Raw genomic sequence first — 21,604 nt, forward strand, 5'->3', positions numbered from 1 at the left:
GGTAACTTTTAATTGTTACAGGAGTTTTTTGTGGAAACAGGTACTCTGATTTCATTAGCGCTCTACTTCATTGCCATGCTCGGCATTGGTGTGTATGGCTATTTCAAATCAACCAGTGATCTGGGTGATTATATGCTCGGCGGTCGCCGTCTCGGCCCTGGTGTTACAGCACTATCGGCTGGTGCGTCGGACATGAGTGGTTGGATGTTAATGGGCCTGCCCGGTGCATTTTTCGTGTCAGGGTTCGCAGAAGTATGGTTGGCTTTAGGCCTGCTTATCGGTGCATACGTAAATTACCGGTTAGTAGCCCCAAGGCTTCGCACGTACACTGAGGTCGCCAAAGACTCGATTACCATTCCTGATTATTTTGAAAACCGCTTCCAGGATAAAAGCCGCGTGCTGCGTCTGGTGTCCGCTGTGGTGATCATTATCTTCTTCACCTTGTACACCGCTTCAGGAGTGTATGCAGGTGGCACCCTGTTCGAAAACGCCTTTGGTATGAACTACCACACTGGTCTTATCGTGACCGCTGCGGTCGTAGTCGCCTACACCCTGCTTGGCGGCTTTCTCGCCGTCAGCATGACTGACTTTGTGCAGGGTTGTATTATGTTCATTGCCCTCATTATGGTGCCCCTGGTGGGCTTTAGCGTGCTTGGTGGTATCGAACCCGTCACCGCTGAAGTTCGCGAGATCGATCCGGCGATGCTCAATCCATTCCATGGCATTACCTTTTTAGGTACCGTCTCATTATTGGCATGGGGTCTTGGCTACTTTGGTCAGCCACATATTATCGTTCGCTTTATGGCAATCAAATCAGTTCGTGATTTCAAAGCCGCGCGTCGTATTGGTATGACCTGGATGACGGTCGCTATCATTGGTGCCATGCTGACAGGCCTGTTGGGTGCAGCCTACATGTCGATCAACGCTGAAGACGTCGAAGTAGGCGCCTATGTCACCGACGGCACCCTGGATAACGCAGAAACTATCTTTATCGTTCTGTCGCAAATCCTGTTCCATCCGTTTATTGGTGGTTTCTTACTGGCGGCGATTCTGGCAGCCATTATGAGCACAATTTCGTCGCAACTGCTGGTGACCTCAAGTGCACTGACTCAGGACTTCTACAAAAGCTTCCTCAATAAAAATGCAAGTGACAAGATACAGGTCGCCGTTGGCCGCTTGTCGGTGTTCCTGGTTGCGATTGTGGCAATAGCCATTGTCTGGGTACCTCAAGGCACTATTCTTGACCAGGTCGGTAACGCCTGGGCTGGTTTCGGTTCCGCATTTGGCCCGCTGATTGTGCTTAGCCTCTACTGGAAGCGCATGACCATGCAGGGAGCTCTGGCTGGTATGCTGACAGGTGCAGTGACAGTGCTGTTCTGGATATACGTCCCTGTGCTTGAAGATGGCGCTACGCTCAGCTCAGTGCTTTATGAAATGGTCCCTGGTGTCTTGTTAGCCACCCTGGCAATTGTTGTGGTCAGTCGGATGACTAACAAACCAACCAAAGCCGTTGATAGTGAATTCAACGATATGGAAGACGAACTGCAAACACAGATGGATAAAACGAGCTAGCTCATTCTCTGTCGACAGATAAACCTAAAAAACCCCCGGTCCACGTCATCCGTGCCGGGGGTTTTTATTGTCTGCTTCCACTCATCATGTAGTGCGCTTAGTGAAATCGCGACAGCTTAATCAACCACCCGCTCGCCGCGTCGGAAGCGGAGCATTTTAATGTCTTCTTCGATCAGATCTTTCAGTCGTCTGGTGGTTTCATAGCCGACATCAATCGCATCCTGGCCACGTTCGAATTCAAGAATACCAATATGACCCAGTTTAGGCTGCAGTAAAATATCCGGTGGATCGCCTGCCATACGCGCTTTGGTGACCCGTTCCTGCATAATATCAATCGCTCCCGCCATGACCCCCATCACCCCGGGCGTCTGATGGTCTTTTTTGAATTTCTGCTTCACATTGTCAAAGTAGGTTTGCCCTTGCGCGAGGAAGCTTTTAAACGGGTTGGTGTCATCAGCACTCGCTTTGTCAGCCGACTGTGGCGCTCTGCGCTTATCTTCTTCCTGCTCAACCTGCTCATTGAGACCCTGGGGGTTCATATCCTGAGGCGGCAGTTTGGGCGGCGACGTATTAAGTTGAGAGTTTAAGTGCACCGCAATCACAAATTCTGCTTCCAGCGCCCTGCATAACGAGACCGGAACCGGGTTGACTAACGCGCCGTCAACCAGCCAGCGATTGTCCATTGGTTTCGGTGACAGCAGGCCGGGCATGGCACATGAGGCGCGCGCAACGTCGTAGACGTCACCTTTTTTTAACCAAATTTCGCGACCGGTATACAGGTCAGTGGCAACGGCCGCAAAGCGAATCGGTAGATCTTCGATGCAAATTGCCCCAAAGTGTTCACGTGCGAAATTAAAAACCCGTTCGCCGGAGACGATTCCACCATTACTAAAACCAAAGTCGAGCAGGTTAAACACCTCCCAACGGTCCATATCGCGAACCCACTTTTCCAGTTCGTCTAATCGACCAGCACAGTACGCGCCACCGACCAGGGAGCCGATCGAGGTTCCGGTCACCACATTGGGTTTAACACCCATTTCATGCAATGCCCGGAGCACACCAATATGGGCCCATCCCCGTGCCGCGCCTGAGCCTAACGCAATTCCAACCTTCATATCCTTCTTCACTTCTAGGCTCCTTTGCTTTTATCTGCTACCATCCGAAAATCGATAACAATATAAGATGCTATGTTCTTTTATCTAGCGCGACAACCAATTCTTGACCGCCATCAAAAGCTGTACGGTTATGAGCTGCTTTTCCGTGATGGCGAAAGCAATGCATTTCCTGATATTGACGCTGATATTGCTACCAGCACTTTAATTCAGGACAGTGAGCTGCAGCATACATTAAGCGAGATCACCGATCATTGCCCTGCCTTCATTAATTTTGCCAGGGGCGGTTTATTAACCTCACTACCCACCCTGCTTAACCCGATGGAAGTGTATATCGAGGTGTTGGAAAATGTTGAACCAACGCCTGAAGTACTCACCCGTATCCGCGAGCTGCGTAATCTTGGTTATCATATCGCATTGGACGACTACCGTTTTCAAAGCGAATGGCTTGAAGTATTCGATTGCATTTCTATTATCAAAGTCGATTTGCAGGCGTACACCTTCCGTCAGTTACAGGCGCTAAAATACCAGGTTCGCGATTACAGTATCGAATTACTGGCGGAAAAAGTGGAAACCCAGGAACAGTTCAACGATGCGCTGGAAGACGGTTTCAGTTATTTTCAGGGCTATTTTTTTTCACGGCCTGAGTTAATTAAGCGTCGGCGAATTAACCCGACCAAAGCAGCCTGCACTGAATTACTGGCGGAAACTGCCCGCGAAGAGTTTGATTTTCGCCGGATGACGGTCATCCTGCAAAGGGACGTTGCCCTCTCCTACCGTCTGCTTCGTTTCGTCAACGCTGCCGCCTTTGGTTTACGCGAAAAAGTGACCTCGTTACAGCAAGCAGTGGTGTTTTTGGGCGCTGCCGAGGTTAACCGCTTTGTGACCATGGCTGTCACCGCCGCACTGACCGATGACAAGCCAAATGAACTCATCCGCCTTAGTATCACCCGAGCACGTTTTTGCGAATTAGTCGCCGAATACCACCAACAACCCAAAGTACAGCCTAATCAGGCCTTCCTGGTCGGTATGTTTTCGTTGCTTGATGCTATGTTTGACGAGGATCTGGAAACGGCTATCCGGCGCATTAATCTCAGCCCTGCTATTACCCAGGCGCTGACTCAACGGCGTGGACTACTGGCGTTCTATCTCGGCTTGATTCGCTGCTATGAAGAGGCGCACTGGCGTAAAGTTGAAGCCATTGCCCGTCGTTTGCAAATTGCCCACAACGAGATTGCCAGAATGTATTTGCAGGCCAGCGAATGGGCACAGGAAATTATTCCAACGGATTATCGCAACGCAGAGTCAGAGAAGTGATGCAGGCGGTCAGGCAGTTCCAGTACCGTTAACTCGCCGCCTTGCTCCTCCGCACGGTAGGCTCCTGTATCGATAAGCCAGACATTACCGCTTTGATGAGCGCCCTGTACGATCTGATGCCCCGCTACAACCTGGCGTACCCCTTCAACCCGATCAGACCGCAGGCCCCGGCCACGTTCACGCGCCCACAGGGTGTCGTATTGCAGCCGGCTGTTCTCGCCGATCGCGCTGGTAAATTGTGACCAGCTCATTCCAACAGGTACATCCGCGTGCACAATACCGGTTTCTGCATGGCCATTCTGATCGCTGATTTCGACGGCGTAGCTGCAGTGTTGCAGCACTCGTTGAGCCAGTGATGTCTGCATTTTAAATGACAGGTCAAAGAACCACTCGCCACCAAAACGACACCAGGTATCCGCAAGGTCTTCGTCCTGGCTGTAAAGGTAATCCAGTAATACCGACTCGTGATTTCCCAGGCAGGCGTAAAACCAGGGCTTACCGAGCCAGCCCATACTGGCTATTGAATCAGGTCCGCGGTCAATCAGGTCACCGACGCTAAACAAGCGGTCAACACGCTCGTCAAACGCCAGTGAATCCAGTGCCGATTGAAGCAAATCAAAACAGCCGTGAATATCGCCGACCACCAGGTCACGCCCTTTCAGATTGGCCTTAACCCGTCGCACGGGGTTAGCAAGTTGCCATCCGCTCATGCTTGCTGATCAGCCACCCAACGCTCGATCTGCTGGCGTAGCACGGACAACGGCAACGAGCCGTTACGCAGAACCTCGCGGTGGAAGTCACGGACATTAAACGAGTCACCCAATGCCTGCTCTGCTTCCGTGCGCAATTTACGAATTTCAAGCTGCCCTATTTTATAGGCAAGGGCCTGACCTGGTAGCGCCATAAAACGCTCGGCTTCAGAAATCGCCCGAGCGTCTGCTACTGGGGCGTTGCTACGCATGTAATCAAGTACCTCGTCTCTCGACCAGCCTTTGGCATGAATGCCGGTGTCGACGACCAGGCGAATCGAACGCCACAGCTCAGCTACCAGCGCACCAAATTGGTCATAGTCATTGTACACACCGAGTTCGTTGCCAAGTGACTCTGCATACAGTCCCCAGCCTTCGATAAACGCAGTTTCACCGCCAAAGCGACGGAACCGTGGCAGGTTCTCCATTTCTCTTTGCAACGCTATCTGATAATGGTGACCCGGCGCGGCTTCATGCAGAACCAGCGCCCCTTTTGCCCAGGTGGGTCGGGCCGACAAGTCATAGGTATTTAAATAGAAAATACCAGCGCGTGAACCGTCTTCCGGTGGTGCCTGATAGCTTCCCGAACTTGCGCTTTGCTCACGAAATTCCTCTACCTTACGAATCTCATAGTCAGCGTTTGGAAACATATCCTGATGGAAAAGCTGGGGCGTCACTTCATCAACCTGTGCGGCGAAGGTACGGTAAGCCTCCAGCATGGCGTCGCGGCTGGCATAAATAAATTGCTCGTTACTCTGGGTAAACTCAAAAAACTCTTCCAGCGTCCCTTCAAACTCAACACGCTGCATAATGTCTTCGATTTCACCATGAATGCGGGCGACTTCATCCAGCCCGATCTGATGGATCTCGTTGGCACTCAAATCGGTGGTGGTACGCCAGCGAACATTAAAGTCATACCATTCCTCACCACCTGGTAAGGCGCCCAGCCCAAAACTATCAGTTCGAGTATGTTCAAGGTAGGTCGTGCGGATAAAATCAGCTAAACGCTGATAAGCAGGTAACACTTCATCGGTCAGGATCTGTTGATACTGAGCACTCAGCTGTTGCTTTTGCTCGTCGCTAAAGTCTGACGGAAATTCCTGCAACGGGGCGAAAAACATGCTGTCTTCCAAATCATCAACAACATGCGCGTCGATTTGCGGCAACGCTTTTTCCATCAGTATACGGGGCTGCACGATATCGAGCTCGATGCCCTGCTCCATGTTGCTGATGGCCTGATCAAATATGGCCGGGATACGACGCAGACGAGCGGCCCAGTTCTGGTAATCTTCGACGCTATTAAAAGGCTGTGCGGATTGACCGGAGCCGAGCATTGCAAAGCGGCCAGCAATATTATAGAACTGATCAACCGGTAATAAATGGGTAGGATATTCTAACTGCTCGAGGGTTGTTTCACGGTCACGCTTAAAAATTTCATAACTCAGTCTGTCTTGCTCTGTCAGATCATCTGGATCCGTTTCTGTCACAAGACTCAGGTATTCTTCTTCCAGCATTCGCTGTCGGGTTCGATGCTCTTCAGTGAGAAAATTTGCCAGCTTATTATTGTACCTGTGTTCGCCGACAAAGGTCGCCTGCAAAGGATTCAGCTGCAGATTAGCGGTAAAGTACTCCGCATAAATGGTCTCCAGGTATGCTGACTTTTGTTCGCTTTGCTGTTGCGCAGACGGGTTTTCAGCCTGGCTACAGGCGGTGGTAACCCCAAGGGATAGCGCAGCAACCAAAGCCATTTTCAAGATAGAATACTTCATCACTTTACTCGACATCTATTTTTACGGTTCAGGATCCTAACCATTACATAAATTTGTCATCGAGAAAAGAAAAACCCACGGTCAGTTATTTAACTGACCGTGGGTTTTTAACTTTAAATTGCAGAAAACCTTATAGCAGGTCGTCTTGCTCTTCTTTCGCAGCACTTGCTGCTTTTGACGCTTTAGTGCTTTTTGTTTCTTTGGCTACTACTGGCTCTCCGTTGGCATTTACATCGTCCAGCTTAGGCTTCAGCAGCAACATTTCACGTAAGCGTGCTTCAATATCTTTAGCGATTTTAGGATTTTCAGCAAGGAAGTTCATTGAATTGGCTTTACCCTGACCTATTTTATCGCCCTGATAGCTATACCAGGCACCCGCTTTTTCTACCAGCTTATGTTTAACCCCCAGGTCAATCAACTCGCCTTCTTTCGAAATACCTTTGCCGTACATGATCTGGAATTCAGCCTGCTTAAAGGGAGGTGCGACTTTGTTTTTCACGACCTTAACGCGGGTTTCGTTACCAACCACTTCATCACCTTCTTTCAATGCGCCGGTACGACGAATATCAAGACGAACCGATGAATAGAATTTCAGGGCATTACCGCCAGTGGTGGTTTCAGGATTCCCAAACATCACCCCGATTTTCATCCGGATTTGGTTGATGAAAATACACATGGTGTTGGACTTTTTCAGGTTCGCGGTTAATTTACGCAACGCCTGAGACATCAGACGAGCCTGCAAACCAACGTGGCTGTCACCCATTTCACCTTCAATTTCAGCTTTCGGTGTTAACGCGGCAACCGAGTCAATAATGACCACATCGACGGCAGCAGAACGTACCAGCATGTCACAAATTTCCAGCGCTTGTTCACCGGTATCCGGCTGTGACACCAGCAGTTCATCGACCTTAACCCCAAGGTTTTCGGCATAAACAGGATCCAAAGCATGCTCAGCATCGACGAAGGCACAGGTTTTACCTACCCGCTGTGCTTCTGCAATAACCTGCAGCGTTAACGTGGTTTTACCACTTGATTCAGGGCCATAAATTTCAACCACACGACCCGTTGGTAAACCACCAATGCCCAACGCAATATCAAGGCTTAAAGAACCAGTCGAAATAGCCTCGATGTCCATTGCTTTGTTATCACCTAAGCGCATGATAGCGCCTTTACCAAACTGACGTTCAATCTGGCCTAATGCTGCGTCTAATGCTTTTGATCTGTTATCACTCATATTCTTGCTCCAAACAATGATGGGCTCCACCCAATGATGGGAGGTCATTTGCACCTAGTATACTGTAGATACATACAGTATCAACCCAGTAGTGCTGATTTCTTACAAAACCGTCTAATAAAAACATGTATCATTTTGATTTAATTAGTTTTAATAACACATTCAGGGCGTAAAAAGTGGTCTCAACACGAACCGTATCACGGTTGCCAGCGAGCAGAATACGCTCACTACGGGTAAAATCAGGTCCCTGCCAGGCAAGCCAGACCGTCCCCACAGGTTTATCATCTGAGCCGCCACCCGGGCCGGCAATTCCGGTGGTTGCGATACTGTACTCACATCCACACAGACGGCGCACCCCTGCCGCCATTTGCTCAGCACAGCTTTGTGAAACGGCGCCATGGCTTTGCAGAGTAAATGGACTGACTCCAAGCAGCTGCTTTTTCATCGCATTGCTGTAACTAACAACCGCGCCTTCAAACCAGGCGGAGCTGCCCGCCTTATCAGTAATTCGGCTTGCAATCATTCCACCCGTGCAGGACTCCGCCGTAGCCAGCCTGGCCCCCTTAGCAGTAAGACAGCCTGCCAGTTCATCAAGTACGCCTGTTAACTCGCTATGCATGGTAAATTCTCTTCGTTTTATTCACCCTGAGGGTTGGCTTTTGCGGACGAAAACGGGATCATACAGACTTCGTATCGAACGCACTATTTCTGGGCAAAGGATAACAAGACAACGACCATGGTGGCGAGTACTCATACCCCAATGATGCAGCAATATCTGCGTATCAAAGCTGAACATCCGCAAACCCTGCTGTTTTACCGTATGGGAGATTTTTACGAGCTGTTTTTTGACGATGCAAAGAAAGCCGCTCAGCTGTTAGACATCTCCCTGACCAAGCGCGGTCAGTCTGCGGGTGAGCCCATTCCAATGGCCGGGGTGCCCTACCATGCGGCAGAAAGCTACCTTGGCCGTTTATTAAGATTGGGTGAATCCGTTGCTATCTGTGAACAAATTGGCGATCCCGCGACCAGTAAGGGACCGGTCGAACGTAAAGTAGTGCGGGTTCTGACACCAGGTACGCTGAGTGACGAAGCACTGCTCGACACCCATCAGGAAAGTCTGTTGGTCGCCGTGAGCGACTACGACAATACCTTTGGCGTTGCCTCGCTGGAGCTGTCCAGTGGACGTTTCAGTGTGTCCGAGCATGCCAGTACCGAGAATCTGCAAGCGGAACTGCAACGCCTTCAGCCCGCCGAGCTATTGATTGCGGAGCAAAGTGACGTGCAGGCGCTGGCGAAAGGCTTCATCGCTGCCTCAACCCCCCTTCGCGCTCGCCCCGCCTGGGAATTTGCAGCAGACTCAAACACCCAGGTGCTGTGCCGCCAGTTTGCCACTCAGGATCTGACCGGCTTTGGCTTACAGCAGGCAGAGGCGGCTATCGCAGCCGCCGGTGCAGTGCTGCACTACGTCAAAGCGACCCAGCAAAGCAGCTTACCGCATATTCAAAGCATCCAGTTTGAGCACCATGACGATGCCATTACCATGGATGCAGCGACACGGCGCAACCTAGAATTAACCGAGAATCTGTCCGGCGGCAAAACACACTGCTTAAGCGCGGTCCTCGACCGCAGTGTCACCGCCATGGGCAGTCGCCTGTTAAAGCGTTGGCTGCATCGTCCATTGCGTAACCAGCAGCTTATTAATCAGCGTCTGGACGCGGTCAGCTGGCTGGCCAGTGAATTTCAGGCTGAAAGTCTGCAGGACAGTCTGAAAGCCGTCGGCGATATGGAGCGTATTCTGGCTCGTGTAGCCTTACAAAGCGCGCGGCCACGTGACCTCACCCGCCTGCGTCAGGCCCTGCAGCAGGTTCCGGCTATTCGCCGTGTACTCAAAGCAAAGCCGGTGTCTTTTCTGGCTGAAGCCATGGACGACTTCACTGAGCTTGAACGCTTGTTAAGCAACGCTATTGTCGATAACCCGCCGGTGGTTATTCGTGACGGTGGCGTGCTGGCCAGCGGCTATCATGCTGAGCTGGACGAACTGCGGGCGTTAAGCCAGGGCGCGACCGATCAACTTGACAAATTGGCTGAACGGGAACGCCAGCGGACCGGAATTAGCAGCCTCAAAGTCGGTTACAACCGGGTCCATGGCTTTTACATTGAAACCTCCAGACAAGCGGATGTGCCTGCAGATTACCAGCGCCGGCAAACGCTGAAAAATGCTGAACGCTATATTATTCCAGAGCTAAAAGCGTTTGAAGACAAGGTGCTGCGCAGTCAGAGCCAGGCGTTAGCCTTGGAAAAACAACTCTACCAACAACTACTTACAGATCTGCTCCCGTTTGTTCCTGCTCTGCAGCGCTGCGCCGCCGCGCTGGCCCAGCTCGATGTCCTGACTGCCTTTGCTCTGCACGCCGACGAACAAAACTACTGCCGCCCTGAACTGCATAGCGGCATGGGCATTCAGATCGAGCAAGGCCGCCATCCGGTCGTCGAGTTTTATAGCGAGAGTCCGTTTATCGCCAATGATCTGCAAATAAATGAGCAGCGCCGGCTGAATATAATCACCGGCCCCAACATGGGCGGTAAATCAACCTACATGCGCCAGGCAGCGCTGATTACGCTACTTGCTCATATCGGCTGTTTCGTGCCGGCGCAAAGGGCCCGAATTGGCGTCATTGAACGGATTTTCACTCGTATTGGGGCCTCTGATGAACTGGCCTCAGGCCGCTCGACCTTTATGGTCGAAATGACTGAAACCGCTAATATTCTGAATAATGCCAATGCCCGCAGTCTGGTTTTAATGGACGAAATCGGGCGCGGTACTTCCACTTACGACGGGCTGTCGCTGGCCTGGGCCTGTGCCCATGCCTTAGCCTCAGACCGTCAGTGTATGACGCTGTTTGCCACCCACTATTTTGAATTAACCGAATTAGCTGAGCAGTTGCCAGCCACCGTTAATCTGCACGTGGATGCCTCAGAGCACGGCGATACTGTCGCCTTTTTACACCATGTCAGAGACGGAGCTGCAAACCGTAGCTTCGGTTTACAGGTGGCGCGTCTGGCTGGAGTTCCGTACGACGTAATCCGCAATGCCAAGGTCAAACTCAGCGAACTGGAAAAGTCTGCCGCCCGCAACGACAAACAAATACCATTATTCGCCGCGCAACCCGAAACCGTGCCGAGCGAAGCGGACCAGGCAGCGGTGCAAATTGCCGATGCACTGCGTGAGCTGGATGCTGATGAGCTAACACCGCGGCAAGCGCATGACCTGCTCTATCGGTGGAAGAAGAAACTTAACCAAATCTAATCTGTGAAACAAAAAAACAGCGCCAAAAGGCGCTGTTTTTGTTTGTAACTTTGCTGCTGTTATTGCTCAGAAGCAAATACAGATTCCAGTGATAGTCCTTGCTGACGTAGTGTTTCACGCAACTTACGCAACGCTTCGACCTGGATCTGACGAACCCGTTCGCGAGTCAAACCAATTTCGCGACCGACATCTTCTAACGTCGAAGGTTCGTAGCCGAGCAGACCAAAACGACGCGCCAGTACTTCACGTTGTTTTGAGTTCAACGTCTCCAGCCAGTGCAGAATATTTCCGCGCATGTCCTCGTCCTGTACTTCGACTTCAGGTCCAGAGGCTTTCTCATCTGCAATAATGTCCAGCAGACCTTTATCAGAGTCGCCACCAATTGGGGTGTCAACGGAGGAAATACGCTCGTTCAGACGGAGCATTTTAGTGACATCTTCAACTGGCTTCTCAAGGCTTTTTGCGATGTCTTCAGCGGTCGGCTCATGATCCAGCTTGTGCGCCAGTTCGCGCGCCGCACGCAAGTATACGTTTAACTCTTTAACCACATGAATCGGCAGACGAATAGTCCGTGTCTGATTCATAATGGCACGTTCGATGGTCTGGCGGATCCACCAGGTTGCATAGGTTGAAAAACGGAAACCACGTTCCGGGTCAAATTTTTCAACAGCACGGATAAGACCTAAATTACCTTCCTCAATCAGGTCCAGCAGTGCAAGGCCGCGGTTATTGTAGCGGCGGGCTATTTTCACAACCAGTCGCAGGTTGCTTTCTATCATTCGTTTGCGGGCCGCTTCTTCGCCGCGCAGCGCTTTACGCGCGTAATAAACTTCTTCTTCTGCACTAAGCAGTGGCGAGAAACCAATCTCGCTCAAGTACATTTGCGTGGCGTCCAACTTCCGTTGTGACTTGCTACTGCTACTAGCCAGCGCGTCAGTTAACTCCGCATCGTCCTGCGCGCGTTCCGCATTTTCTGTTGACTCAACTTCTTCAACTGATGCTATATCGTTAATAATATTCTTAGGTTCTTCACGCATGTACCTTTCTCCTTATTGTGAGACCGGATGACAGCGCTAGCGAGACCTCGGTAAATACTGCTCAGGGTTCACCGAACTGCCTTGATAGCGTAACTCGAAGCGTAAACGAACATCGTCCGCGTCTGAATCACCCATTGTGGCTATTTGTTGCCCTGCTGAGACCCATTGTTGTTCCTCAACCATGAGTTCATCATTGTGAGCATATGCCGTTATATAATCATCGTTATGTTTCAGAATGATTAAGCGACCAAATCCACGCAAAGCACTTCCAACATAAACCACTTTACCCGCTGCCGCGGCTGTCACCGGATCGCCTTTAAGTCCTGAAAATTGAATCCCATTGGCGCCGGGTCGGTTGGTAGAAAATCGCTGTACAATGCGCCCTTGTGAAGGCCACTGCCATTCAATGTCGCCATTTTCAGCCATTTGCCGTGAAGGCGTTTGAGCTGAAGAAGACGAACGTTGAGTGGCATTATTTTGCTGTACTGTTCGATTTTCACCATACTCCTGTTCGATATTACTGGCAACGGAGCCGTTTAGATCATTATTAACGCTATTTTTACGCTCACTACTACTATTCGGACTATTGGTGGTCTGACTACCCGCTGACTGAGCAATCGCGACCGGGCGGGACGCAGCCTGTCGGTCAAGGCGCAGCACCTGGCCCGGAAAAATTTGATACGGCTCCTGCAAATTATTCAAACGTGCGACATCGCGTAAATCCATTTCAGCGCGAAAAGCAATCGAGTACAGCGTATCACCACGCTGCACCTGATAGGTGTTGCTACTGAGAGAACCACGGGCAAAGTCGTGCACTGTACGCCCCTGGTAGACAGCGTCTACCGGCGCAGGCTGACCACGCTGAGCACATCCACTCAGCGTCGCTATGGTAAAAATTGAAAAAAGCAGTGTTGCCCTCAGTCTCATCACCTTTTTGTCGTAGTACATGACACTATTCAGTGTCACCTTCAATTAAAGGGACAAAGCGAACGTCTTCCAGTTCCCGGTAACTGAAATCGTCCCCATCTCGTTCGATCACTAACAGACGCTGCCGCTCTTCACCGACTGGAATCACCATCACTCCGTGTTGCGGCGACAACTGATGGAGCAAAGCTTCCGGAATACGGGCCGCCGCCGCAGTGACAATAATGCCATCAAACGGTGCCTTTGACGCCCAGCCCTGCCAGCCGTCGCCAAGTCGGGTGCGTACGTTGTGCAGGTCGAGCTGCTTAAAGCGACGTTTCGCCTGATACTGCAAATGTGAGATCCGCTCGACACTGTAAACCTGCTCGACCAATGCCGCCAGGACTGCGGTCTGATAGCCGGAGCCAGTGCCAATTTCGAGCACGCTGCGAGCCCCTGCTTTGGTCAGTACGCTGGTCATCACCGCAACCATATAAGGCTGGGAAATAGTTTGCCCGTTGCCAATCGGCAATGCCGTATTCTCGTACGCTTTATGTGCCAGCGATTCCGGCATAAAGGCATGTCGCGGCGTCTGTTCAATGACCTTCAGTACCTGGTCATCGTCAATGCCCAGTGCGCGCAATTGCTCGGTTAAACGGCGGGCGACCCCTTGAAAGTTTGTTACCATCATAAATCGTCTGTTAACCAATCCCTGACGTTGTCTTGTTGAGTCACTGGCGCAGTCATATCCACGGTCAATGGTGTAATCGAAACATAGTGGTCGCGAATCGCAGCAAAGTCGGTATCCGGGCCATCATCCTGGTGCTGCCCTACAGGCCCATACCAGAATAATTCGCGGCCCCGCGGGTCAGTCCCGCGAACCATACCTTCGGCACGGTGGCGACGGCCAAGACGGGTAATCCGCGTCCCTTTTATCCCTTTTAGGCTGCAATATGGCACGTTGACGTTGAGCACAAAGTCCGCGCTTAGCGGTTTCTGCTGCAAACGCAGGACTAAATCAGTGACCACTTTTGCTGCCGTTTCGTAATAGTCATGACCCGGCGCCCCCATCGAAACAGCAATCGCCGGCAAGCCCATAAAACGGCCCTCTGTCGCCGCTGCAACGGTACCAGAATAGAGTACATCGTCGCCCATATTCGGCGCATCGTTAATACCGGAAACGACCAGATCAGGGATCTCCGCCAATGGCGAATTCGTGCCTAAATGGACACAGTCTGTGGGCGTCCCATTAACCGAAATAAAGCCATTTTCAAGTTGTTCAACCCGCAGCGGGTCATGCAGGGTCAATGAATTACTGGCGCCACTGCAGTTGCGCTCCGGTGCGATCACGCGAACATCTGCAATCTCGCTGAGTGCTTTATAAAGTACCGTAATACCCGGCGCACGTACGCCATCGTCATTACTTAAGAGTATTTTCACCTAGTCGTCTCCTGTGCTAACGGGGGCTGAGCGTAATTGCGCGACTTCGCGCAAGACACTGGTAGCGTACGCGCCCGCTGGAAGGTTCATGCGCACTTCGCAGTCAGCGCCTGACCACTGCCACTGCAACCCGTCCGGTATGACTCGCAAAGGCCGCCGTTCCTGCTTTAACCCTGCTTTTTCCAGACCATCCTGCAATTCATTCATCGCGGTCAATGCCTGCTGTTCAAAGTCTGCTGCGCTTCCCTGACTGAGCCGCTCGCCACGGCCCCATAATGGCCCGCCAATATCAATATCGCCTTCGCTAAAACGTTGCAGTAACGCATCGTCCACTTCATCGGCAATAAAATAAGAGTGGCTGCCACGCAACGTCATCACGTCGCCCTCGATGGGCGTTTGCAACATGCCCTGCCGGATCCGCTCGCTAAGGTAATGGTTAAATATATAGGAGCGTGCCGCTGAAATTAAAAGGCCGCGCAGGTTTCTGTCTTTGATCCGCTTACCCGCGAACATGGTCAGCGCCTTGCTAATATTATTGCCCTGATGGCCAAAACGCTGTTCGCCAAAATAATGCGGCGCTCCCTGCTCCTTCACCTGCTGCAACGCTGCGTTTAGCGCCTCTATGTCTGACACATCGCGCAGGGTGATGACAAATTCATTGCTCTGGTGGCTACCGCGGCGCAGCTTACGCCCGCAACGCTTGACCTCAACAATACGAAATTCGTCATCAACCAGTGCCGACCAGTCCACTTCACGAGTCGCCGGTAACTGCACCGAAAACCATTGCCAGGTCCGTGCCTGTCGATCTTTAATCCCGGAGTAACTCACTTCACGAGCCGGAACATCAACAAAGCGGGCCAGCTGCTTGGCAACAAAGTCGGTGTTGGCACCGCTTTTCTCTATCCACAGCCAATGGTGCTGACCTTTCGGCTCCTCTTCAATCTCAAAACCCAGTACTTCACGCACCTGAAAGTCGTCAGGTTGCTGTTTAAACAATGCCTGAGCGGTCGGGGCCGCACCACAGGCATAGGCAAAATCAAAATTAATTGTCATCAGACAGCGCCATTTTCTCAAGGAGTACCACCGCAGAGCAGGCAATGCCTTCCTCACGGCCGGTAAAACCAAGTTTTTCTGTTGTCGTCGCCTTCACACTCACTGCATCCACTGCACAGTCCAGTAAGGCACAAATCGACTGGCGTAGCGCCAGGTTATGCGGTTTTAATTTGGGAACTTCGGCCATCACGGTGACATCAGCATTGACCAGTTGATACCCGGCCTCCTGCACCCGACGGTAAACCTCGCGGGTCAGTTCTTTGCTGTCAGCCCCTTTGTAAGCCGGATCGGTATCCGGAAATAAATGACCGATATCACCCATGGCTAACGCGCCGAGCAATGCATCACACAGCGCATGCAGCAGCACGTCACCGTCGGAATGCGCAAGCAACCCGTGTGCATGCTCAATCGCCACGCCGCCTAAATATACAGGGCCGTCCCCGCCAAATTTATGAACGTCAAAGCCCTGACCAATTCTCATCATACTGAGTAAACCTTACAGATGGTAAACGATTACTGATTACCAATGAATTGTTGCAGCCATAGATCGACAAAGTCCAAGTCGTCAGGTTGCGTTACTTTTATATTACTCGACCGCCCGCTGACCAAATGCGGCTGCCCCCCGGCCCATTCCATCGCAGAAGCTTCATCCGTGATCTCAACTTTGGCCTGCTCGGCTTTTAGTAACACCTCGAGCAATGCTGTTGCCGAAAATACCTGAGGCGTTAACGCATGCCACAGATGCTCCCGTGACACGGTTTGCAGGACCCGTTGTTGCACCGTGCTGCGCTTCATTGTATCGCGCACCGGATAGGCCAGCAGCGCCCCGTCGTCGGGATACTCAGCAGCCGTATCCAGTAAACAGGCCAGATCAGAAGGTTGTAAGCAAGGCCGGGCCGCATCATGCACCACGGCATGCGCATGCGGCCAGTGTTGTACCAGATAGCGCAAAGCCGAGGTTACTGAACTGGCTCTGCTGGCACCGCCAATGACGGTATGCAGGCGCGTATCCTGAGCCAGCGGAAGTTGGCTGAACTGATCATCGTCGGCGTGCAGGGCCACTACCACGGCCTGAATGCGAGGCTCAGCGAGCAAAGTCGCGATGCTGTGTTCAAGAATCGTTTTCCCAGCCAGTTGCAGGTACTGCTTAGGCTGTTCCAACTGCATTCGGCTACCAATACCGGCAGCCGGAACCACTGCGATATAGGGTGTCGCCGGGGTTTGTCGGGTTGTCATTATAATGCTGCTCAGTGCGGGGTTTTAATTGCTATTAACGGGTTGCAACGATTCATCGGGCTGCAAACGAACCAGGCGAAAAAACGTCTCGTCTTCTTTAATCAGTCCCAGCTCATTGCGGGCGAACTCTTCAACGGCTTCCTGCGCATTGCGCAAGTCGTGGATGTCAGCTCGTAATAGCTGATTGCGTTGTTCCAGCTGCTCGTTAGACGCCTGCTGACGTTCTATATCCTGCTGCATTGCGTGCAATTCTGCCAGGCCATTGTCGCCAGCCCAGAACCGATATTGCAATGCCAGCAACAAGGCAAGAGTAATCAAAGTTAATAAACGCATAGTTCAACCTAAGCAGGTAACGGGACAACCTGAGTAAAACGCGGCCACTGTAATGTGGTGGCCAGCAACACCTCACGCAAGCTTAATGTACGCGGCAGCTTACGTCCAGCCACCGACCACTGATGACCGCAACAGGCTGCCGTCATGCTCTGCCTGGTCGGTTTCAGTAACAGCGCCCCGGCTTCATCTAACGGCCTGCCATCAAGGTAGAACCAGCCATAGCGGTTCAGATGAACACGGCCCGCTTCGCTGGCCTCCAGATCTAACTGGTCAATGCTATCCAGGTATACGCTTTGTAGCTGCTGATGTTCAACCTGTACCGGCATCACCAGACCCAGGGCAGCGTTTTTTTGCAACCAGTGTTGCAGTTTCTCGCCCTGATGCTTCCTGGCTGGTGCGTGGGCGGCTTGTTTGCCCTGCCAGCTGGCATTCTGCACATCCAACAACAAACCCTGGTAGCCGCCGTTCTGGTGCTGCTGCAAACGCGTTTGCTCTAAACGAAGTAAAGCGTGCGAGGCACGCTTTACATACGAAGGCAGACTGGCCAGACGGCGCTTCAAAAAGCCCGCGTTGTCTGGCCCATTCCAGCTTAAATCATGCAGCTCCCGTTCATACAGCGCATTGCAAAGCTCAGCAAACTGGCTTTGCCCATAACCGGAGAGAAAGTCCGCCTGATTCATCACTGGTGCCGGGTGGCCTAACTGGCCGCCTTCACTTCGCTACGGCCATTATAAGGCGCGGCATTACCCAATTCACCTTCAATCCGTAGCAACTGGTTGTACTTAGCAACACGGTCTGAGCGACACAGACTACCGGTTTTTATCTGCCCGGCACTGGTACCCACCGCCAGATCAGCGATAGTGGCATCTTCTGTTTCACCAGAGCGATGTGAAATAACCGCGGTAAAGCCCGCATCCTGCGCCATACGAATCGCATTTAAGGTTTCGGTCAGGCTGCCAATCTGGTTGAACTTAATCAGGATCGAGTTACCGATTTTCTCATCGATACCGCGTTTTAGAATCGCCGTATTGGTCACGAACAAATCGTCTCCCACCAGCTGTACGCGATCACCCAGTTTCTCGGTCAGTACTTTCCAGCCCGCCCAGTCACTTTCATCGAGACCGTCTTCAATTGAGATAATTGGGTAGCGTTCACACAAGCCAGCAAGGTAATCCGCAAACTCTTCAGCATTGAAGGTCTTGCCCTCACCTTTGAGGTTGTAGACACCATCCTGATAAAACTCAGAGGCGGCACAATCAAGCGCTAAGGTGACATCGTCACCCATCCGATAGCCTGCGTTTTTAACCGCTTCGACAATCACCTGCAGTGCTTCTTCATTCGACGCCAGGTTCGGTGCAAAGCCACCTTCGTCACCAACCGCAGTGCTTAAACCACGGCTGCGCAAGACCGCTTTCAACGCATGAAAAATTTCAGCGCCCATGCGCAGGCCTTCGGCAAAGTTTTTTGCACCGACGGGCTGGATCATGAATTCCTGAATATCGACGTTGTTATCAGCATGTTCGCCACCGTTGACAATATTCATCATAGGAAGTGGCATGCTGTAGGTATCTTGCTGACCATAGAGTTTAGCGATATGCGCGTACAACGGTGTGTCACTGCTAATAGCTGCCGCTTTGGCTACTGCCAGAGACACCGCCAGAATCGCATTAGCGCCTAACTTTTCTTTGTTGTCAGTACCGTCCAGCTTCAGCATCACGTCATCAATGGCCTGTTGATGCATCGCATCATGACCCTTCAGTGCTTCGGCAATAGCACCGTTGATGTTAGCTACCGCTTTTAATACGCCTTTACCCAGGTAACGACCCGCGTCTGCATCGCGCAGTTCCAGTGCCTCACGGCTGCCGGTCGAGGCGCCGCTTGGCGCACAGGCCCGACCCATCGCACCGCATTCAAGGTAAACATCGGCCTCAACCGTCGGGTTACCGCGGGAGTCCATAATTTCACGACCAATAACTTTTACAATCTTGCTCATCTTGAACGTCCTGTTTATTTACTACGTTGTTTTTTCTGATAATCGCCAGCCGCTGCAATAAAGCCACTGAATAGCGGGTGCCCATCGCGGGGGGTTGAGGTAAATTCCGGATGGAACTGAACAGCAATAAACCAAGGGTGATCTTTAACTTCAATCGCTTCCACCAGACGTTTGTCGTGGGACAGGCCAGAGACCACCAAACCTGCTTTTTCGAGCTGGTCACGGTAGTTATTGTTGACCTCGTAGCGATGACGATGGCGTTCTTCAATCAATTCGCTGCCGTACATTTCATGGATCTTAGTCCCGGCGATGAGGTGACAGCTTTGTGCACCTAAGCGCATCGTGCCGCCCAGATCAGAGCCTTCATCGCGCATTTCGGTCTGTCCGCTTTCGGACATCCATTCGGTAATTAAACCAACCACCGGATGTGCTGACTGTTCATCAAATTCTGTGCTGTTCGCGCCTTCCAGACCTGCCACATCGCGCGCATACTCAATCAGCGCGATTTGCATACCCAGGCAGATACCCAAATAAGGAATGTCGTTCTCACGGGCATAGCGGGCCGCCATGATCTTGCCCTCAATACCGCGACCACCAAAGCCACCCGGCACCAGGATCGCATCACAGCCTTCCAGTTTGGTTAAGCCCTTGCTTTCAATATCCTGTGAATCAATATAGCGGATATTCACCGTTAAACGGTTGTGCAAACCGGCGTGAGCCAGCGCTTCATTGACCGACTTGTAGGCGTCCGGCAACTCGACGTACTTACCGACAAAGCCAACTGTCACTTCACCACTAGGATTGGACTCGAGGTATAACACTCGCTCCCATTCCGCCAGGTCCGCTTCTTTGCATTTAATCCCGAAGCGTTCGATCACCAGTTCATCAAGCCCTTGCGCTTTCAAAATCGCCGGGATCTTGTAGATGCTGTCGACGTCTTTAAGTGAAATAACCGCGCGTTCCTGTACATTGGTGAACAGCGCGATTTTAGAGCGCTCATTCGCAGGCACGGTGCGGTCAGAACGACAAATCAGCACATCTGGCTGAATACCGATGCTGCGCAGTTCTTTTACCGAATGCTGAGTAGGTTTGGTTTTGACTTCGCCGGCGGCACCCAAAAATGGCACCAGAGTGAGATGAATAAACATCGCCCGCTCGCGGCCTATTTCAGTGCCTAACTGACGAATCGCTTCGAGGAACGGCTGCGATTCGATATCACCGACCGTACCACCGATTTCAACCAAAGCGACATCGTAGCCTTCAGCACCTTCAATAACGCGACGCTTAATGTCATTGGTAATATGCGGAATAACCTGAATGGTTGCACCAAGGAAGTCTCCGCGGCGCTCACGACGCAAAACATCTTCGTACACACGTCCGGTAGTGAAGTTGTTTTTCTTGGTCATGCGGGTACGAATAAAACGTTCGTAGTGACCAAGGTCCAGATCCGTTTCAGCACCGTCGACGGTGACGAATACTTCACCGTGCTGAATCGGGCTCATTGTGCCCGGATCCACGTTGATGTACGGGTCCAGTTTAAGGATTGTAACGTTAAGGCCACGGGCCTCGAGAATTGCTGCTAGAGAAGCCGCCGCAATACCTTTTCCCAGCGAGGATACAACACCGCCGGTGACGAAAATATATTTTGTTGCCATGCATAACCTGTAGAGTCAGGGAATTTTTAGGAAAAGTACTTAAGACGGGGAAATAGTATACCCGTTATCCGCACCCGCAACAATCACGATTGTTTCGCCAGCTGCCAGAAAGTCTCTAATTCAACTAAAGAAAAGTCGGCCAGCGGACGTTGCGCGGCCTCGGCCTGGCGCTCCACCGCGTTAAACCGATGAATAAACTTCTGGTTCGCAGCCCGTAACGCTGATTCCGGGTTCACTTTGGCATGGCGCGCCAGGTTGACCACTGAAAACAGCAAATCGCCAATTTCTTCCGCCAGTTTGTCCTCATCCAACTGCGCTGCATCAAGCTCAGCCTGGACTTCATCGACCTCTTCACGCACTTTATCCAGCACTGGCCGAATATCGTTCCAGTCAAAACCAACACTGCGGCAGCGCTTTTGAATTTTCACCGCCTGCAGCAGTGCCGGTAAATTGGCCGGCACATCGGCAAATACACTCGCAGAGGCGTCTTTTTCTGCACGCTCGTCGCGTTTAATCGCTTCCCACTGCTCTTTGACTGCATCGGCGGTCATGCCATCAGAGCCCGCGGCAAAGACATGGGGATGACGTCGAATCAGTTTATCGCCGACACCGGCAGCAATGTCATCAAAGCCAAACCAGCCTTGTTCACGTCCCAGCTGAGCATAAAAAACCACCTGAAACAGCAAATCACCCAGCTCATCCTGAATCGCCTGAGGTTCGCCCCTGGCAATGGCATCTGCTACTTCATAGGCTTCCTCAATGGTGTGCGGCACTATGCTGGCAAAATCCTGCTTTAGATCCCAGGGGCAGCCGGACTCTGGGTCGCGCAACGCCGCCATAATCTGCAGCAAGCGTTGTAGTGGAGATGAATCGGTCGGTACTGATACCTGCATT

The 21,604-nt window shown here is 51.8% G+C and carries 20 protein-coding genes; 3 read left to right on the plus strand and 17 right to left on the minus strand.

Translation table 11 applies throughout. The annotated features are described in order from the left end of the window. Positions 1 to 30 precede the first annotated feature (30 nt). Entirely contained in the window at positions 31 to 1,572 is a 1,542-nt protein-coding gene (gene putP, locus CWE12_RS02805) for a sodium/proline symporter PutP (RefSeq protein ID WP_126788146.1), read from the plus strand. 116 nt (positions 1,573 to 1,688) lie between these two features. Here putP and rssA read toward each other — a convergent pair whose 3' ends face one another. Further along, positions 1,689 to 2,699 carry a patatin-like phospholipase RssA gene (rssA, locus tag CWE12_RS02810; protein ID WP_241984119.1) on the minus strand — a complete coding sequence of 337 codons (1,011 nt, stop codon included), beginning with the start codon at positions 2,697 to 2,699 and terminating at the stop codon, positions 1,689 to 1,691. Positions 2,700 to 2,759: 60 nt separating this feature from the next. Here rssA and CWE12_RS02815 point away from each other — a divergent pair, with 60 nt between their 5' ends. Continuing rightward, positions 2,760 to 4,001 (plus strand): EAL and HDOD domain-containing protein, encoded by a 1,242-nt coding sequence (locus CWE12_RS02815; RefSeq protein WP_126788148.1) that lies wholly within the window; start codon positions 2,760 to 2,762, stop codon positions 3,999 to 4,001. Here the strand turns inward: CWE12_RS02815 and CWE12_RS02820 are convergent. The 4 genes from CWE12_RS02820 to CWE12_RS02835 form a co-directional block, all read right to left on the minus strand. After that, on the minus strand, positions 3,974 to 4,711 hold the full coding sequence (locus CWE12_RS02820; RefSeq protein WP_126788149.1) for a metallophosphoesterase: 738 nt from the start codon (positions 4,709 to 4,711) through the stop codon (positions 3,974 to 3,976). The genes CWE12_RS02815 and CWE12_RS02820 overlap by 28 nt on opposite strands. Beyond that, positions 4,708 to 6,519, minus strand: coding sequence for a DUF885 domain-containing protein (locus CWE12_RS02825; protein ID WP_126788150.1), 1,812 nt, complete (start codon positions 6,517 to 6,519; stop codon positions 4,708 to 4,710). The genes CWE12_RS02820 and CWE12_RS02825 overlap by 4 nt, the downstream gene beginning before the upstream one ends. Positions 6,520 to 6,649: 130 nt before the next feature. Beyond that, a complete protein-coding gene (recA, locus tag CWE12_RS02830; RefSeq protein WP_198675670.1) occupies positions 6,650 to 7,753 on the minus strand; it encodes a recombinase RecA in 1,104 nt (367 codons plus the stop codon). Positions 7,754 to 7,883: 130 nt separating this feature from the next. Next, the gene (locus tag CWE12_RS02835) at positions 7,884 to 8,372 is read right to left on the minus strand and encodes a CinA family protein (RefSeq protein WP_126788151.1); all 489 of its coding nucleotides are present in this window, start codon (positions 8,370 to 8,372) and stop codon (positions 7,884 to 7,886) included. 117 nt (positions 8,373 to 8,489) lie between these two features. Here CWE12_RS02835 and mutS point away from each other — a divergent pair, with 117 nt between their 5' ends. Further along, positions 8,490 to 11,060: a DNA mismatch repair protein MutS gene (mutS, locus tag CWE12_RS02840; RefSeq protein WP_126788152.1), complete on the plus strand. Its 2,571-nt coding sequence runs from the start codon at positions 8,490 to 8,492 to the stop codon at positions 11,058 to 11,060. A gap of 59 nt (positions 11,061 to 11,119) precedes the next feature. Here the strand turns inward: mutS and rpoS are convergent, their stop codons facing one another. The 12 genes from rpoS to mazG all read right to left on the minus strand — a co-directional run bounded on the left by rpoS (position 11,120) and on the right by mazG (position 21,603). Next, the gene (gene rpoS / locus CWE12_RS02845; RefSeq protein ID WP_126797798.1) at positions 11,120 to 12,097 is read right to left on the minus strand and encodes an RNA polymerase sigma factor RpoS; all 978 of its coding nucleotides are present in this window, start codon (positions 12,095 to 12,097) and stop codon (positions 11,120 to 11,122) included. A 36-nt stretch (positions 12,098 to 12,133) separates the two neighbouring features. Beyond that, positions 12,134 to 13,024, minus strand: coding sequence for a peptidoglycan DD-metalloendopeptidase family protein (locus CWE12_RS02850; protein WP_126788153.1), 891 nt, complete (start codon positions 13,022 to 13,024; stop codon positions 12,134 to 12,136). Between the two features lie 25 nt (positions 13,025 to 13,049). After that, on the minus strand, positions 13,050 to 13,688 hold the full coding sequence (locus tag CWE12_RS02855) for a protein-L-isoaspartate(D-aspartate) O-methyltransferase (RefSeq protein WP_126788500.1): 639 nt from the start codon (positions 13,686 to 13,688) through the stop codon (positions 13,050 to 13,052). Next, a complete protein-coding gene (gene surE, locus CWE12_RS02860; protein WP_126788154.1) occupies positions 13,688 to 14,440 on the minus strand; it encodes a 5'/3'-nucleotidase SurE in 753 nt (250 codons plus the stop codon). The genes CWE12_RS02855 and surE overlap by 1 nt, the downstream gene beginning before the upstream one ends. After that, positions 14,441 to 15,493: a tRNA pseudouridine(13) synthase TruD gene (gene truD, locus CWE12_RS02865; protein WP_126788155.1), complete on the minus strand. Its 1,053-nt coding sequence runs from the start codon at positions 15,491 to 15,493 to the stop codon at positions 14,441 to 14,443. Further along, a complete protein-coding gene (ispF, locus tag CWE12_RS02870; protein WP_275540977.1) occupies positions 15,483 to 15,974 on the minus strand; it encodes a 2-C-methyl-D-erythritol 2,4-cyclodiphosphate synthase in 492 nt (163 codons plus the stop codon). Before ispF ends, truD begins: the two co-directional genes overlap by 11 nt. 32 nt (positions 15,975 to 16,006) lie before the next feature. Continuing rightward, positions 16,007 to 16,729, minus strand: coding sequence for a 2-C-methyl-D-erythritol 4-phosphate cytidylyltransferase (gene ispD, locus CWE12_RS02875; RefSeq protein ID WP_126788157.1), 723 nt, complete (start codon positions 16,727 to 16,729; stop codon positions 16,007 to 16,009). Between the two features lie 24 nt (positions 16,730 to 16,753). Further along, the gene (gene ftsB, locus CWE12_RS02880) at positions 16,754 to 17,062 is read right to left on the minus strand and encodes a cell division protein FtsB (RefSeq protein WP_126788158.1); all 309 of its coding nucleotides are present in this window, start codon (positions 17,060 to 17,062) and stop codon (positions 16,754 to 16,756) included. Between the two features lie 8 nt (positions 17,063 to 17,070). Beyond that, entirely contained in the window at positions 17,071 to 17,742 is a 672-nt protein-coding gene (locus tag CWE12_RS02885) for a hypothetical protein (protein WP_126788159.1), read from the minus strand. Positions 17,743 to 17,759: 17 nt separating this feature from the next. Continuing rightward, complete coding sequence (gene eno / locus CWE12_RS02890; RefSeq protein WP_126788160.1) at positions 17,760 to 19,055, minus strand: phosphopyruvate hydratase; 1,296 nt, start codon at positions 19,053 to 19,055, stop codon at positions 17,760 to 17,762. A 14-nt stretch (positions 19,056 to 19,069) separates the two neighbouring features. Then, entirely contained in the window at positions 19,070 to 20,710 is a 1,641-nt protein-coding gene (locus CWE12_RS02895) for a CTP synthase (RefSeq protein WP_126788161.1), read from the minus strand. An 83-nt stretch (positions 20,711 to 20,793) separates the two neighbouring features. Beyond that, positions 20,794 to 21,603, minus strand: coding sequence for a nucleoside triphosphate pyrophosphohydrolase (mazG, locus tag CWE12_RS02900; protein ID WP_126788162.1), 810 nt, complete (start codon positions 21,601 to 21,603; stop codon positions 20,794 to 20,796). Position 21,604: the final 1 nt, after the last annotated feature.

Origin of the sequence: Aliidiomarina sedimenti, assembly GCF_003986955.1 — a bacterium.
Taxonomy (GTDB): domain Bacteria; phylum Pseudomonadota; class Gammaproteobacteria; order Enterobacterales; family Alteromonadaceae; genus Aliidiomarina; species Aliidiomarina sedimenti.